The following is a 15,833-nucleotide window of genomic DNA, read 5'->3' on the forward strand; positions in this document are numbered from 1 at the left end:
CTTGATATTGTATGTTATGTTTTGACTAATAATTTATACCATTAATTGTATACTTTAAGATAATCTAAATTCTAATATCTATAATCTGGTTTTACGCAGATCCTCTGGTATCAAGATCTTCGATTTCCAAACTGTCAATTTCAATATCATCTTCTTCGTCGAATATGATCAATAAAGGTTCTTTGAACTTTTTCGTTGTGATAAACCTATCTAAAGATAATAAAAGTGAAGGCAGAATAAATAAATTTGAAAGCAAAGCCACGATCAAAGTGAACGATATTAAATAACCTAAAGCCTCAGTACCGCCAAAACTTGATAATGTAAAGATTGCAAACCCAAAAAACAGAACTACCGACGAATAAACCATACTATACCCTGTTTCGCGAAGAGCCGCAATTACTGATTCTTTTATATCCCAGTTATTAATCTTTAATTGTAACCGATACCTTGATAAAAAGTGGATGGCATTATCAACTGATATTCCAAGCGCGATACTAAAAATAAGTATGGTCGATGGTTTAATTGAAATTGCAAAAACCCCCATCATTCCTGCAGTCATTAATTGAGGAATTAAATTCGGGATTAATGAAATCCCAATCATTCGCGCTGAAGTAAACAATAAAGCCATGAGTGCTGAAATAATTACGAGTGCCAATAATAAGCTTGCCATTAAGTTTTTCACCAAATAGTTAGTTCCTTTCAGAAAGACTACACTTGTTCCTGTGACCTTAACATCATACTTATCGGGAGGAAAAATCTTGTCAATCTCCGGAAGCAATTTATCCATAAGGATCTTGATCTCTTTTGTTCCAATATTTGCCATCTGAACACTTACTCTTGTTGTCTGTAAATCGGAGTCTACAAATGAATTAAGAATGGTCTTTTTGTCGCTTTCAATATCAGGGACATAGGAGAGGATAAAGTTTTTTTCCTGACTATTGGGCAATGCATACATTTTGTTATTGCCTTTATAAAATGCTTGTTTTGCAAATTTCACGACTTCGGCGATCGACAAAGGTTTTGATAATTCAGGATATTTGGCCAGCACTTGTTGAAGTTCATCAATTTTTTCAATATTTGATAAACGCATGACTCCCTTTTTTGTTCGTGTATCTATGGTAATTTCAAGTGGCATTACACCCTTAAAATGTTTTTCAAAAAATATCAAGTCTTTATAAAGTTGATCTTTTTTTGATATATCATCCACAATATTACCCGTCGTTTTTAGCATAGTAATCCCGATAAATCCAAATATCAGGACAACAACTGTTAAGATGTAAACAACCAAACGTCGATGCAATACAATCCTTATAACCCATTCAATTAATTTACTAACAATACTTTCATCCAAATGTTTGGTATGACGTTTAGAAGGCGGAGGCAAATAACTGAAAAATATCGGAATTAAGAATAAGGTAAGAACGAAAGCAAATAAAATGTTAATTGATGCTACGATCCCAAATTCAACCAATATTTTGTTACCTGTAACGATGAAAGCCGCGAAACCGGCTGCTGTAGTTGCATTGGTAAGCAAATTTGCATTTCCGATGCGCTGAACAACCCTGGATAATGCTTTGACTTTATTGCCATGATTAAGATACTCATTGTGGTATTTATTGAGCAGAAAGATGCAATTTTCAACCACGATTACAATGAGAAGCGGAGGCAATATGCCGGTAAGTATTGTGATTTTATATCCCAATAAAGAAATGCTTCCCAATACCCAAACCACATTGATGACTACAATTAGGATGGTAAAAAAAACGACTTTGATCGATCGGAAAAATAATAATAATAGGATAGAAGCAATAATGAGCGCCCCATAAATGAAAAAATTTAATTCGTCCTCTACCATTTTTGAAGTGACAGTACGTATATATGGTAGACCTGAGTATTGGATTGGGATATGATGCTTTAAACTAAAAGTTTCAACTGTTTCTTTTATGTCGTAAATGAGTCCGACCCTGCTTTTGGTATTTAATTTTTCTTTGTCGAGGGTGATCATCATCATGGTGACATTACTTTCTTTATTATAAAGAAGGCCATCATAAAAAGGAAGGGAATAAATCACGTCCCTTAAGCTGTCAAGCTCTGATTGAGTTTTAGGTTTGGATTTAAAAACAGGTGTAAAATCAAATTTCTTTAATTCATCATTTCTGGTTAATTGATAAAGTTTAGCCAAAGAAACGACTTCTTCAACGCCATCTATTTCTTTTAATTTATGAGTTAAATCATACCAATCGTTGAACTCCTCCAGTTGAAAAAGTTTTTCATCTTGAACACCAACGAAAAAAACACTTCCGTCTTCTCCAAATTTCGCCCTGAAATTTTCATAATCAACACTTGCCGAATCTGAAGCAGGAAGCATTTTTGCCATTTCATAGGTAAGTTGAACTTTAGTGGCCTGATAACCCATAAAAACGGTGATCAACCCAATTATGATCAGATTTGCCAATCGATTTCGAAGAATAATTCTAACAATATATTTCCACATGCTTTTAAATTCTCAAATAATTGATTTAATCCGCTGACCCTTATTTGCTTGCTGTTTTTTAAATCTGATTTTCAGGGACGCCGAAATTAGCAAAATTATCTGGAATAGAAAAATTAAAGGGAATTGATCTTTGTTAAATATTGATTTTAGTATAAACTTGTGGGAGATCAGGTCAGTTACATAGGTAAGTTACTTTTGTCGATAAAGAAATATCTAAGCCAAATAACGTCATTCATTTTATATCTTTGCAATAATAGAAAGGGGATAATGAAAAAAATTCTGTTTGTTGATGAAACCCATCCTGTTTTGATCGAAAGTTTTGAAAAACTTGGATATCTGTGTGATTATAATCCGGCAATATTAAAAAGAGGGGATGATTTAAGTACTTATTTGGGGATTATTGTCAGGAGTAAAAAAATAGATAGAAATGTGATGCTGCAAGCTACCAGCCTTAAGTTTATAGGAAGGGTTGGTGCAGGAATGGAAAATATTGATGTTGATTTTGCCGAACAAAGAGGGATAAAATGTTTTAATGCTCCCGAAGGTAGTCGCGATGCTGTTGGTGAGCATACAGTAGCTTTGTTATTGGCTGTACTGAATAAAATTGTTTCGGCCGATGCAGAGGTAAGAAAGGGGATTTGGAACCGAAACGGAAATTGGGGTACAGAAATCAAGGGTAAAACAATCGGCATTATTGGGTATGGAAATATGGGCAGCAGTTTTGCCCAAAAAATCAGTGGATTTAATGCCGAGGTTATTGCTTACGATAAATATAAATTTAATTATTCCGATCGGTTTGTGACGGAAACAGACTTAAAAACCGTTTTTGAAAGAGCTGATATCTTAAGCTTACATGTTCCAATTACTGAAGAAACACATTATATGGTTGATGATGTTTTTCTGCGAAGCTTTAAAAAAAATATTTTTTTACTGAACACTTCACGGGGCGAAGTGGTAAGAACTGCTGATTTGGTAAAACATTTAAAAACAGGAAAAGTACTGGCTGCAGGTTTGGATGTGTTGGAATATGAAAAACATGCTTTCGAAAAGCTGGAAGACCTACCGGAGGATTTCCAATATTTAAGTACTGCAAAAAATGTAGTCTTTACTCCCCACGTTGCCGGATGGACCGATGAATCCTATTATAAACTGGCGACGGTTTTGTTTGAGAAGATAAAGGCTATCCTGTAGTTACCATTCCAAAATCTTCCTGAAATCATATTCTTCAGGATTGATTAAATAGGCTTTTGCTGCATCATAATCGGCTTCTTCCAAATACTGCAAACTATGGTTGAAAACCAATTTTGCTTTTTGAGAGTTCATGTTCACCATGCGGGGTTTTATTTTCCCGTTTTTATCCTCAACATCCTTCAAATAAAGTGGCGCAATATCACCCTTCGGATCGGAAGTGACCATGCAACCGGTAATCCCCTGATCAAATAAATACTTCACACCCATTCCTAATAAATTGCAATACATCAGATCAAAGGCGGTAGGTTTTACACAGCGAATTTCGTAACCAAGCTCAACAGGCCTGCTTTTTACTTTAATATTCAACTCTTTAAGTTTTCTTGCCAGGAGCATGTTGAAAATATGAGCTTTGCTCACATTGCCCAGTTCAGGATGTCCATGGTCATCATAGGTAAAATTGATGTCGGTTGATTTTATTTCTTCATCGATCATGAAATGAAAAACGCCTTCACTGATAATCGCAACACCATAATCGACACCTAAAATTTTGCGCTTAACAATAGACGAAACTAATAGCTTGATTATTTTCTCAAAAGTTACCTTGGTTTTATTAAACATTTCAGGAATCACAATCATAGGATAATGGCAGGCCCCACCAATTCCAAAAGCCAAATGTCCGGCTTCGCGGCCCATGGCCGAAACCAAAAACCAATTACCGCTGGTACGTGCATCTTCATAAACTGTCGAAGCTATTCTAACACCTTCTTCTTTGGCCGATTGATAACCAAATGTTGGACTTCCTTCAGGTAATGGAAGATCATTATCAATGGTTTTCGGTACGTGAATATTTTGAATACTCACCCCATGTTCGGCCATGTATTTTGAAATACGGTTGGCAGTTGATGCAGTGTCATCTCCGCCAATGGTAACCAAAAGCTTCACATTGTTTTTTGTAAAAAAATCGGTCGTAAATTCTTCATCCTTTGGCTTGTGCCGGCTCATTTGTAAGGCCGATCCACCAGTTTTTAAAATATCATCAGCGTATTTAAATCCAATCTCAACCATCAGTGGATTTTCTGTGAACAAGCTTTGATAGCCTTTATTAAGTCCAATTACCCGGTATCCATCTTTTAAAAACACTTTTGAAACGGAACTGATTACCGAATTTATCCCCGGTGCAGGGCCTCCTCCACATAAAATTGCAATTGCTTTTTTCATTGTTTGAAATTAGATTTAAGATTCAACCTGCCTTCCGCAGGCAGGGTATTAAGACTCAAGATTCAAGACTTAAGTATCAAGACTAATTTTGGTTACCGCAGACAGCGATTATTTACTACTTACTACTTACTACTGTCTACTGTCAATAATAATGAAACAAATATAAACAAAATGGTGTAACATTCAATTTAAAGCCGAGGCAGTTTTCAGGCATTTATTTTTGTAGTTTTGCATCTGATTCAATAATTTGATAGAACATCTTGAATTTAAAAAACCTATTAGTCACTTATAAAAAAAGTCCCCATTTTCAGCAGTTCAAGGATCATTTAAAGACTGAAAATTGCAAAATCAACCTGAAAGGATTGGTAGGGTCGTCTTTGCCATTATTTGCGGCAAACAGTATTTCTGAGCTTGCAGATATTCATGTTTTTGTATTGCCTGATAAGGAGTCAGCTGCATATTTTGCAAACGACCTGGAAGGTATTTTTGAAGAAAAATTCTCCACTTTTACCAAAAAGAAAATTTTATTTTTCCCGACTTCTTACAAGCATACTTACGAGATCGAAGCTACGGATAATGTCAATTTGCAGTTAAGAACGGAGGTGCTTGAACGACTAAGTAATTCTACCCGAAAATCGGCCATTGTAACTTATCCTGAAGCACTTGCCGAAAAAGTAGTAAGTAAAAATTATCTGGCGAAAAACACCCTGAAATTAAAAATTGATGAACAGGTATCGATTGATTTTATGATCGATATTTTAATGGAATATGGGTTTGAACGATCTGATTTTGTAGTTGAACCCGGCCAGTTTTCAGTTCGTGGAGGAATCATCGACGTGTTCTCTTTTGCTGATGATTTCCCGTATCGCATCGAATTTTCAGGTGAAGAAATTGAATCGATCAGAACTTTTGATCCCATTGACCAGCTTTCAAAAGATAAGTTGAGCAGAATTACCATCGTCCCTAATGTGCAGGATCGAATGATTAACGAATCACGAGAGTCGTTTCTGGATTATTTGCATAAAAATTCAATCCTCTGGATTGAAAACATCGAGTTTACTGCCGATAAAATCGAGCAGGAATACAAAAAAGCGAATGAGAGTTTTGATAAGTTGGAAAGCTTAATTAAGCGTTTAAAACCCGAAGAACTCTTCATCCAGAAATCTGATTTTAATCAGTCTTTAAATCAATTTACGGTTATTGAATTTAACGGTAATGCAAAACACGCCGATTTTTCGTTAAAGTTCAATACCCGACCCCAACCATCCTTCAATAAAAAATTTGATCTACTCATTTCTGATCTAAAAGAAAATAGTCGTAAGGGTTTCGAAAATATCATTTTATCGGATAATCCGAAGCAAATTGACCGCCTCTATTCCATTTTTGAGGACATGCAGTTTAACTTAGAGGATGAAGGTAAGGTTAAGATTGACACCATCGTGCTTGCCCTTCATGAAGGCTTTATTGATGATGATCTGAAAATTGCCTGTTATACCGACCATCAGCTTTTTGACCGCTATCATAGGTTTCATTTAAAAAGCGGATACAAGAGCAAGGATGCCATCACACTTAAAGAGCTTTATGATTTAACCCCAGGCGATTTCGTGACCCACGTTGACCATGGAATCGGACGATTTGAAGGGCTCGAAAAAATTGAAAACAATGGCATTGAGCAAGAAGCCATCCGTATCAGTTATAAAAACAACGATTTGCTTTATATCAGCATTCATTCCCTTCACCGCATTTCTAAATTTGTTGGTAAGGATGGAAGTCAACCGGTATTGAATAAACTAGGCACTAATGCCTGGAATACGCTTAAAAACCGCACAAAGCAAAGGGTAAAAGACATTGCGAAGGATTTGATTAAATTGTATGCCGAACGTAAATCGGCTGAAGGTTACCAATTTATGTCCGATACTTATTTGCAACATGAGCTGGAGGCATCTTTTATTTATGAAGATACGCCCGATCAGCTTAAAGCTACGATTGATGTAAAAAGAGATTTGGAACAACCGCACCCGATGGACCGCTTGGTTTGCGGTGATGTTGGATTCGGTAAAACAGAAATTGCCATTCGAGCAGCATTCAAAGTTGTGACAGATAGTAAACAGGTAGCTATACTTGTTCCAACCACCATTCTGGCCTTGCAACATTATAAAACTTTTAGCGACCGCTTAAAAGATTTCCCATGTAAAGTCGAATACATCAATCGCTTTAAAAGTATAAAACAGCAAAAGGAAATTTTGAAAGATTTAAAAGCCGGGAAAATTGATATTTTAATTGGCACTCATCGTCTGGCCGGAAAAGACATCGATTTTAAGGATTTGGGTTTGTTAATCATTGATGAAGAACAAAAATTTGGGGTTGCTGCCAAAGAAAAACTCAAACAACTAAAAATTAATGTTGATACCTTGACATTAACCGCTACCCCGATACCAAGAACGCTCCAGTTTTCATTAATGGGCGCTCGCGATCTTTCCATCATCAATACACCTCCCCCTAACCGTTATCCGGTTCAAACTGAAATCCGGCTTTTTTCGGAGGAGATTATTCGCGATGGGATTTTATATGAAGTTTCGAGGGGAGGACAAGTGTTTTTTGTGAATAATCGTGTGCAAAATATTCAGGATGTTAAAGTTATGATCGAACGGTTTTGCCCCGGTGTGAGCGTAGGAGTGGTTCATGGCCAAATGGACGGGAAAACCCTCGAAAGAAGGATGCTTGAATTTATTAATGGCGATTATGATGTATTGTTGGCTACAACCATTATCGAATCTGGGCTTGATATTCCAAACGTAAATACCATTTTTATTAATGATGCCCAGAATTATGGATTAAGTGATTTGCATCAATTGCGCGGGAGGGTTGGTCGTAGCAACAAAAAAGCATTCTGTTATTTATTGGCTCCGCCACTTTCGGTTCTTACCGATGAAGCCCGAAAGAGGCTAAAAGCAATTGAAGATTTTGCAGATTTGGGTAGTGGATTCAATATCGCCATGCGCGATATGGATATTCGTGGAACAGGTAATATGTTGGGGGGAGAACAAAGCGGATTTATTTCGGAAATTGGATTTGAAATGTATAATCAGATTTTGGACGAGGCTATTTTGGAATTGAAAGAAAATGAGTTTAAAGATATTTTCAAAACCGATTTGGAAGAAAAAGAATTTGTAAAGGATTGTCAGATTGAAACCGACATGGAAATCCTGATCCCTGATCGGTATATCAGCAATATCACCGAACGTTTGAGTTTATACAAAGAGCTTGATAATGCAAAGGATGAAAAGACCTTAAACGATTTCTGCGAAAAATTAATTGACCGATTTGGGCCTTTACCTAAACAAACACAGGAATTGATCAATGCTGTTCAGTTACGATGGTTGGCAAAAAAAATAGGATTTGAAAGATTGATCCTGAAAAATAAACGCATGACAGGTTATTTTATTGGGAACGAAGAATCGGTGTTCTATCAATCAAAAATTTTCAGTAATGTGTTGAAATTTGTTCAAAACCATTCGGAGAAATGCAAAATGCGTGAAAAAAATGGTAAACTGACCCTGACTTTTGAAAATATTTCAAAAGTTAATATGGCACTCCTGACTTTACAAGAAATGACAAATGTAGTTGATAATCAGTCAGAATAGGTAAGTTTTAAATCAATAAAATGAAGTTAATTAATCTTAACTAACTCAGGTTTTGCATTTAATTTTCCAAGCCCTTATATTTGATAGTCAATGAAATATAATTTAATTTTAACCTTTGTGTCACTTTGTGGCTTCTTTGTGGTTCTTAGTGGCATAGCTAATAAATTGTTACACAGAGCTGCTCAAAGAAGTCACAGAGATACACGAAGAGAATTTTGAATAGGAATGTAATCTGTAATTTACTGTTTATTAATGGTATTTATATTTAATAAAAATTAATTATCTGATTTTCACTAAGTAGGTTTAACCGCGAAACTTGAGTAAATAATTTTTTTCTTAAAAAACATTGGCGTATTTTCGTCATCTAAAAATTAAAAAAGTGGCAGATAGTTTAGTAATTATTCCAACCTATAACGAAAAAGAAAATATTGAGAATATTATTCGTAAGGTTTTTTCGCTTGAAGTAGATTTTCATATCCTTATTATTGAGGATAATTCACCCGATGGTACCGCGGATATCGTAAAAAAGCTGATGAAAGAATTCCCCGGTCGGCTTCATATTGAAGAACGAAAAGGAAAACTGGGTTTAGGAACGGCTTATATTCATGGTTTTAGATGGAGCCTGAAACATGGTTACGATTATACCTTTGAGATGGATGCTGATTTTTCACATAATCCCGAAGATTTAATACGTTTACGTCATGCCTGTGCAAATGAAGGTGGCGATGTTGCCATTGGATCGCGTTATGTTACAGGTGTAAATGTGGTTAATTGGCCAATTGGCCGTGTATTGATGTCGTATTATGCATCAGCTTATGTTCGCCTCATTACCCGAATGAAAATAAGGGATACAACCGCAGGATTTAAGTGTTATCGAAAGGAGGTTTTACAAGCCATCGATTTAGATAAAATTAAGTTCTTGGGTTATGCTTTTCAGATTGAAATGAAATATGTGAGTTGGAAACTTGGGTTTAACGTAGTTGAAGTTCCCATTATCTTTACTGATCGTGTTGAAGGAACTTCTAAGATGAATTCCAGCATTTTTAAGGAAGCAATCTTTGGCGTAATCGACTTACGGATTCGTGGGATGTTTAATCGCATAAAAAGGGTTAGTTAAGTCATAAATTATTTCGTATATTGCTAAGGTATAGGTTTTTCCCTGTACCTTTTTTAATGTCCGAACTCAGCATATCAGAACTTAATGGGATAAATAAAGTAACATAATTTGAAAAATCTCTAATTCAATACTTATATTTGATAAATCTTGATATCCTGCCTGCGGCAGGCAGGTTGAATCTAAAACCTAAATGGATGAAATACCAGATAATTAATGCTCGAATCGTAAATGAAGGAAGAATTTTCTCAGGAAGTGTTTTAATTGACGGTGGGATTATTTCACGGGTGATCGAAAGTGATTTGTGCGAAATTGAGTCATTTCAAGGTTATCAAATCATTGATGCTGAGGGAAATTATTTAATCCCCGGAGTGATTGATGATCAGGTCCATTTTCGTGATCCCGGAATGACAAATAAAGCTGACATTTATACCGAAAGTAAAGCCGCTGTAGCAGGTGGAGTGACTTCCTACATGGATATGCCCAATACCATTCCGAATACGTTGACACAAGATTTGTTGGAACAGAAGTATAAACATGCCGCAGAAGTATCTCTGGCAAATTACTCATTCTATATGGGTGCTTCCAACAATAATTTGGATGAGATTTTAAAAACAGATCCTAAAACGGTGTGTGGAATAAAAGTTTTTATGGGGGCTTCAACAGGGAATATGCTGGTTGATAATCCCAAGGCACTAAATGATATTTTTCAACATTCAAAATTATTGGTGGCCGTTCATTGTGAAGATGAAAACATCATTCAGCATAATTTAGCTGAATATACTGCTAAATATGGGGAGAACATTCCAATTATATATCATCCGATCATCAGGAGTACCGAATCCTGTTTTAAATCTTCTGCCTACGCTGTAGAACTTGCAAAAAAACACAATACCCGTTTGCATATTTTGCATTTATCCACAGCTAGTGAGATGAAGTTGTTTGATTATAAAACTCCCTTGGAAAAGAAAAGGATTACGGCTGAAGTTTGTGTTCATCATTTGTACTTTAATGAATCGGATTATGAAAGACTTGGGACTCTGATCAAATGGAATCCTTCCATTAAAAGCAGGGATGATCAGGAAACCCTTTTCCATGCTTTGATCGACAACAGACTGGATGTTATAGCTACAGATCATGCACCTCATACGCTTAATGAAAAAAACAATCCCTATTTAAAAGCACCATCCGGAGGGCCATTGGTCCAACATTCGTTAAATATCATGCTCGAATTTGTTCAGGATAAAAAAATTAGCCTTGAAAAAGTTGTGGAAAAAATGTGCCATGCACCGGCCATTTGTTTTCAAATTGAAAAAAGAGGTTTTATCAGGGAAAATTATCATGCTGATTTGGTAATTGTAAATACAAATAGTCCTTGGATCGTGAGTAAAGAGAATTTATTATACAAATGTAACTGGTCACCTCTTGAAGGAAAACGATTCAATGCCAAGGTAACACATACTTTTGTGGGTGGAAATCTCGTTTATGAGAATGGGCAATTCAATGAAAAAATAAAGGGAAAACGGTTAAGTTTTAACAGATAAAATGCGAACATTTAAAATTATATCAATTTTTTGTATCCTCCACCTGTTCACCTATTGTACCCCGGCCTTAATAAAGAAAGTTGAACAGGTATATGAAGATGGTAGCCCCAAAGTTGTGAGTTATTATTTGAAAAATGAACCCAATGTGCTTTATAAACAGGAAGTCTATTATGCTAATCATCAACTCAGAATTGAAGGGCTTTTTGAAAAGGGTGAAAAACATGGCAAATGGATTTATTATTATGAAAATGGGATAATATGGAGCAAGGGCGATTTTATAAAAGGTAAAATGGATGGTTTTCATGAAAGCTTTCACCCAAATGGAAAGCTTGACTTTAAGGGAAATTACAAAGAAGGCTTACGTACAGGCATTTGGTATTTCTATCATGAAAATGGAGAACTCATAAAAGAGGTTAATTACGACTAATAATTGTTTTCATATTATGCTATTATTTTGCGTTTTTATAAATAAAGATAAAAGCGCTAGAGTTTAAACGTTAGGCATTAGACACGACCTGCCGGCCGCAGGCAGGGATTCAAGATTCAAGACACAAGATTCAAGAAGGATTTTGTTTTTGATCTAACATCTGGTATCTATTGTCTTACTTGCTTAAACTGCTAAATATTAGACGTGTTGAAATGTTTTTCAGGCAATATATTCAGGTTCAATTGATGTAAAATTAATTCTTTTTAATGGTGATATAAACCGGTAAATGATCACTGTATCCACCGTAATATCTATTTCCTGAAGCAGTTCTGTTTGGACGTTTAATTCCTTTATTATCCTCAAAAACAATCCAGTCGGGTTTATAAATTTCAAAACTTGACGGGTCGGTAATTATTGAAGAATTCCCAATTAAAAGACTTCCTGAAACAATAATCTGATCAAACAAATCCCAGGAATTATAATAAAGTGTTCCTTCACCATTTTGAAATTTATTGAGCGATAAGTTGTAAAGATTGTTTTTTGAAACTTGTTCGGAAACCGGAAGAGCATTCAGCGATTCGGTGATACTGACATCTGTGGGATTGTCGTTCAAATCACCCATAATAATGATATTTGCATCCGGTTCAACACTTAAAATTGAATCTGTTTTTGTTTTAAGAAAAGAGGCTATAAAAATTCGTTTCGCATCGGTTATTTCTTGTCCGCCGGAACGTGAGGTCCAGTGATTTACAAAAATGTGCAAAACTTTGTCTCCAAAAATATTTCCTTTCGAATAAAGAATATCACGGGTAGTATAAGCAGAATCAAAAGGAAAATGTATCGCATACCATTGATTAATAATAGGGGAATAAATATCGGGTTTGTAAATTAAGGCTACGTCAATCCCTCTGAAATCAGGACTTTCCTGATGAATAATTTCATACTTAAAATCGTTGAGGTGCGATTTCCGGATCAAATCCGTTAAAACCTGTCTGTTCTCAACTTCTGCCATCCCAATAAGGGCAGTTGCTTGCGTGCTATCCATTGAAAGAAATACCTGTGAAATATGGTCAAGTTTTGTAGCGTATTTTTCACTGTTCCAGTTTTGACGACCTTCAGGGGTAAATTCTTCATCATTCACATTTGGATCATCAACGGTATCAAACAAATTTTCAACATTGTAGAAAGCAATTTGTGCCATTTCAGGCTTGTCCGATTTTTTAACATTACAAGCACTCAGAATTATTAATGCGAGAAATAGAAAGGGAAAAAGCTTTTTCATCAGATTAGTTTTAATAATCGTTTTTTATAAATCAACATCTTTTAATCGATCGATATCTCTTCGATCTTTTTTGGTCGGTCTTCCAACGCCATGATCCCGCCACTCGTGATTAAGCTCACGGTTAAATTTTAATTTTTCGTATTCTTCGGCAGGGGTGAGGTCTTCCATTGCTTCTGCTGCTAGGGTAGCAGAAACACGGTTTTTAAGAATTTGTTTTACTTTAACTGTTTTTATAATTGGATTTTGTTGAATGGTAACGATTTCTCCAACTTTTACTTCTCGTGAAGGTTTCACTATTTGACTGGCAATGCGAATTTTCGATCCTTTGCATGCATCGGATGCCATAGTGCGGCTTTTAAAAATCCGCACTGTCCATAGCCATTTGTCAATCCTGATCGAATCCAATTTTATTTCTGTCTAAAATAAACTTCAATTGGCACTCCTTTGAAATCAAAATTTTCACGGAGTTTATTTTCTAAAAACCTTCGATACGATTCTTTTACCTCAGACGGGAAATTGCAGAAAAACGCAAATGCCGGGAAGTTAGTAGGTAATTGGGTTACGTATTTAAACTTGATATATTTTCCTCTCGAGCCCGTTGGAGGAGGGGTAGCCTCAATGAGGGGTAAAAATAAATCGTTCAGTTTTGAAGTCGTAATCTTTGTCGATTTGTTTTTATAAACTTTGTGAGCTAGTTCAAGGGCTTTAAAAATTCGTTGTTTACTCAGCACCGAAGTGAAAATGATTGGAACATCATTAAAGGGAGCAATTTTCTCACGGATTTTCTTTTCAAACTCAAGATGTGTATTCGATTCCTTTTCTACTAAATCCCATTTATTCACAATGATTACAATGCCTTTGTGATTTTTTTCGGCTAGATGAAAAATATTCAGATCCTGACCCTCTATGCCTTCTTTTGCATCCAGCATCAATAAACAAACATCACTTTTTTCAATGGCGCGGATAGAACGCATCACCGAGTAAAACTCAATGTTCTCGGTTACTTTCGCTTTTTTACGGAGTCCTGCAGTATCTACAAACATAAAGTCGAATCCAAAACTGCTGTATCGTGTATTAATTGTATCGCGCGTAGTACCTGCAATAGGGGTGACAATATTTCGATCAACACCAATAAGAGCATTAATAAATGAGGATTTCCCAACATTCGGTCGCCCGATAACTGCATACCAGGGGATTTCATGCTCAATTTCATCTTCCGTTGTTTTTTCAGGAAATGCCGAAACGATGGCATCTAATAGGTCCCCCGTTCCACTTCCATTGATCGATGAAATACAAAATACCTCACCCAATCCTAACTGATAAAAGTCGTGAGCTTGTTGAGCTCTTTGATGATTATCTACTTTGTTGGCAACTAAGATTACTTTTTTCTTTGATTTGCGCAATAAATTGGCCACATCTTCATCCATGGGCATTACCCCATCCATGATATCAACCAAAAAGACAATAACATCCGATTCATTAATGGCCAGATCAACCTGTTTGCGTATTTCTTCTTCAAAAATATCATCTGATCCGATAACATATCCGCCTGTATCGATAACTGAAAATTTAACGCCGTTCCAATTCGATTGCCCGTAATGGCGATCACGTGTAACGCCGCTTGTTTCTTCAACAATTGCTTCTCTCGATTCAGTAAGTCTGTTGAACAAGGTCGACTTGCCTACATTAGGTCTGCCTACTATTCCCAGTATATTGCCCATGATTTTTTGTTTAATTATTGTTGATATCCAAACCTCTTAAGCTGGAGGTCCTTATCTCTCCAATCTTTATTTACCTTAACAGTAAGCTCCAAAAACACTTGTTTTCCAACGAAATCTTCGATGTCTTTTCGTGCTTCGGTACCTACTTTTTTTAAGGCTAAACCCCCATGACCAATAATAATTGCTTTTTGTGATTCACGGGCTACAAAGATAAGCGCAAATATCTTAATAATTTTATCTGATTCTTTAAATGATTCAACCACAACTTCAACGCTATACGGAATCTCTTTTTTATAGAATAAAAGTATTTTTTCACGAATGATTTCTGACACAAAAAACCGCTCTGATTTATCCGTAAGCTCATCTTTCGGGAAATAAGGTGGATTTTCGGGTAGTTTCTCCAATAAGGTATTAAAAACCTGCTCAAGGTTGAAATGATTTAAAGCTGAAATAGGAATTATCTCTGCCGTTGGCAACTTGATTTGCCACTCACTTATTTGTTGAACAACGGTTTCCTGATCGCTTAAATCGATTTTATTGATCAAAAGAATGATCGGTAAACCGGAGTTTTTTATCTTATCCAGTACCTCCGGATGGTTAAACTTGTCGTTTACCTCAATCACAAGCAGAAAAATATCGGCATCGATCAAAGCCGAATCGATAAACTTCATCATGTATTCATGAAGCTTATAATGAGGGTCGACAATGCCTGGCGTATCGGAATAAACGATTTGAAAATCTTCTCCATTCACGATCCCCATCAAGCGATGACGGGTTGTTTGGGCCTTCGAAGTGATGATGGCAAGCTTTTCGCCAACCAATGCATTTAACAAAGTTGATTTGCCAACATTGGGGTTTCCGATGATGTTTACGAAGCCTGATTTATGAATTTTTTTCTCCAATTAGTTTTTTATTATTTGGATAACAAAGAAACAAAATATATCTTTGCACTCCTATTTTAGCGATATACAAAACATAAAAATATATTGCGGGGTGGAGCAGTGGTAGCTCGTTGGGCTCATAACCCAAAGGTCATCGGTTCGAATCCGGTCCCCGCTACTAAGAAAACCTCACACAATTGTGTGAGGTTTTGTGTTTTTATAAAGATTTTTTAATAATGCACCACATTCCCGGATTAATAAAATTAATACAGTCCCCCTACTAAGAGTACCATGGGAACTCCGATCTGAGTAGGTCG

At 36.0% G+C, this 15,833-nt stretch carries 11 protein-coding genes and 1 tRNA gene; 6 read left to right on the forward strand and 6 right to left on the reverse strand.

The genetic code is table 11. The annotated features are described in order from the left end of the window. Positions 1-91: 91 nt before the first annotated feature. Positions 92-2,494, reverse strand: a complete 2,403-nt coding sequence (locus KKG99_01660; GenBank protein ID MBU1011687.1) for an MMPL family transporter — start codon at positions 2,492-2,494, stop codon at positions 92-94. A 267-nt stretch (positions 2,495-2,761) separates the two neighbouring features. On the opposite strand from KKG99_01660, the gene KKG99_01665 reads away from it, so the two are divergent. Beyond that, positions 2,762-3,685, forward strand: coding sequence for a hypothetical protein (locus tag KKG99_01665; protein MBU1011688.1), 924 nt, complete (start codon positions 2,762-2,764; stop codon positions 3,683-3,685). Here the strand turns inward: KKG99_01665 and KKG99_01670 are convergent, their stop codons facing one another. Next, positions 3,686-4,903 (reverse strand): 6-phosphofructokinase, encoded by a 1,218-nt coding sequence (locus KKG99_01670; protein MBU1011689.1) that lies wholly within the window; start codon positions 4,901-4,903, stop codon positions 3,686-3,688. A gap of 353 nt (positions 4,904-5,256) precedes the next feature. On the opposite strand from KKG99_01670, the gene mfd reads away from it, so the two are divergent. The 4 genes from mfd to KKG99_01690 all read left to right on the forward strand — a co-directional run bounded on the left by mfd (position 5,257) and on the right by KKG99_01690 (position 11,632). Beyond that, positions 5,257-8,547: a transcription-repair coupling factor gene (mfd, locus tag KKG99_01675; GenBank protein MBU1011690.1), complete on the forward strand. Its 3,291-nt coding sequence runs from the start codon at positions 5,257-5,259 to the stop codon at positions 8,545-8,547. Positions 8,548-8,926: 379 nt separating this feature from the next. Next, positions 8,927-9,664 carry a polyprenol monophosphomannose synthase gene (locus KKG99_01680; GenBank protein MBU1011691.1) on the forward strand — a complete coding sequence of 246 codons (738 nt, stop codon included), beginning with the start codon at positions 8,927-8,929 and terminating at the stop codon, positions 9,662-9,664. 194 nt (positions 9,665-9,858) lie between these two features. Then, positions 9,859-11,205: a dihydroorotase gene (locus KKG99_01685; GenBank protein ID MBU1011692.1), complete on the forward strand. Its 1,347-nt coding sequence runs from the start codon at positions 9,859-9,861 to the stop codon at positions 11,203-11,205. A 1-nt stretch (position 11,206) separates the two neighbouring features. Beyond that, the gene (locus tag KKG99_01690; protein MBU1011693.1) at positions 11,207-11,632 is read left to right on the forward strand and encodes a hypothetical protein; all 426 of its coding nucleotides are present in this window, start codon (positions 11,207-11,209) and stop codon (positions 11,630-11,632) included. Between the two features lie 253 nt (positions 11,633-11,885). Here the strand turns inward: KKG99_01690 and KKG99_01695 are convergent, their stop codons facing one another. Genes KKG99_01695 through era form a run of 4 tightly spaced genes read right to left on the reverse strand, consistent with a single transcriptional unit; the run spans position 11,886 to position 15,525 of the window. Next, a complete protein-coding gene (locus KKG99_01695; protein MBU1011694.1) occupies positions 11,886-12,914 on the reverse strand; it encodes an endonuclease/exonuclease/phosphatase family protein in 1,029 nt (342 codons plus the stop codon). 24 nt (positions 12,915-12,938) lie between these two features. Continuing rightward, positions 12,939-13,319, reverse strand: a complete 381-nt coding sequence (locus KKG99_01700; GenBank protein MBU1011695.1) for an RNA-binding S4 domain-containing protein — start codon at positions 13,317-13,319, stop codon at positions 12,939-12,941. A gap of 2 nt (positions 13,320-13,321) precedes the next feature. Continuing rightward, positions 13,322-14,635, reverse strand: a complete 1,314-nt coding sequence (gene der / locus KKG99_01705) for a ribosome biogenesis GTPase Der (GenBank protein MBU1011696.1) — start codon at positions 14,633-14,635, stop codon at positions 13,322-13,324. A gap of 14 nt (positions 14,636-14,649) precedes the next feature. Beyond that, positions 14,650-15,525 carry a GTPase Era gene (gene era, locus KKG99_01710; GenBank protein ID MBU1011697.1) on the reverse strand — a complete coding sequence of 292 codons (876 nt, stop codon included), beginning with the start codon at positions 15,523-15,525 and terminating at the stop codon, positions 14,650-14,652. 97 nt (positions 15,526-15,622) lie between these two features. On the opposite strand from era, the gene KKG99_01715 reads away from it, so the two are divergent. Then, a tRNA-Met gene (locus KKG99_01715) sits at positions 15,623-15,694 on the forward strand. The last annotated feature ends 139 nt before the right edge of the window (positions 15,695-15,833 follow it).

Source organism: Bacteroidota bacterium (genome assembly GCA_018816945.1).
In the GTDB taxonomy this organism is placed as follows: domain Bacteria; phylum Bacteroidota; class Bacteroidia; order Bacteroidales.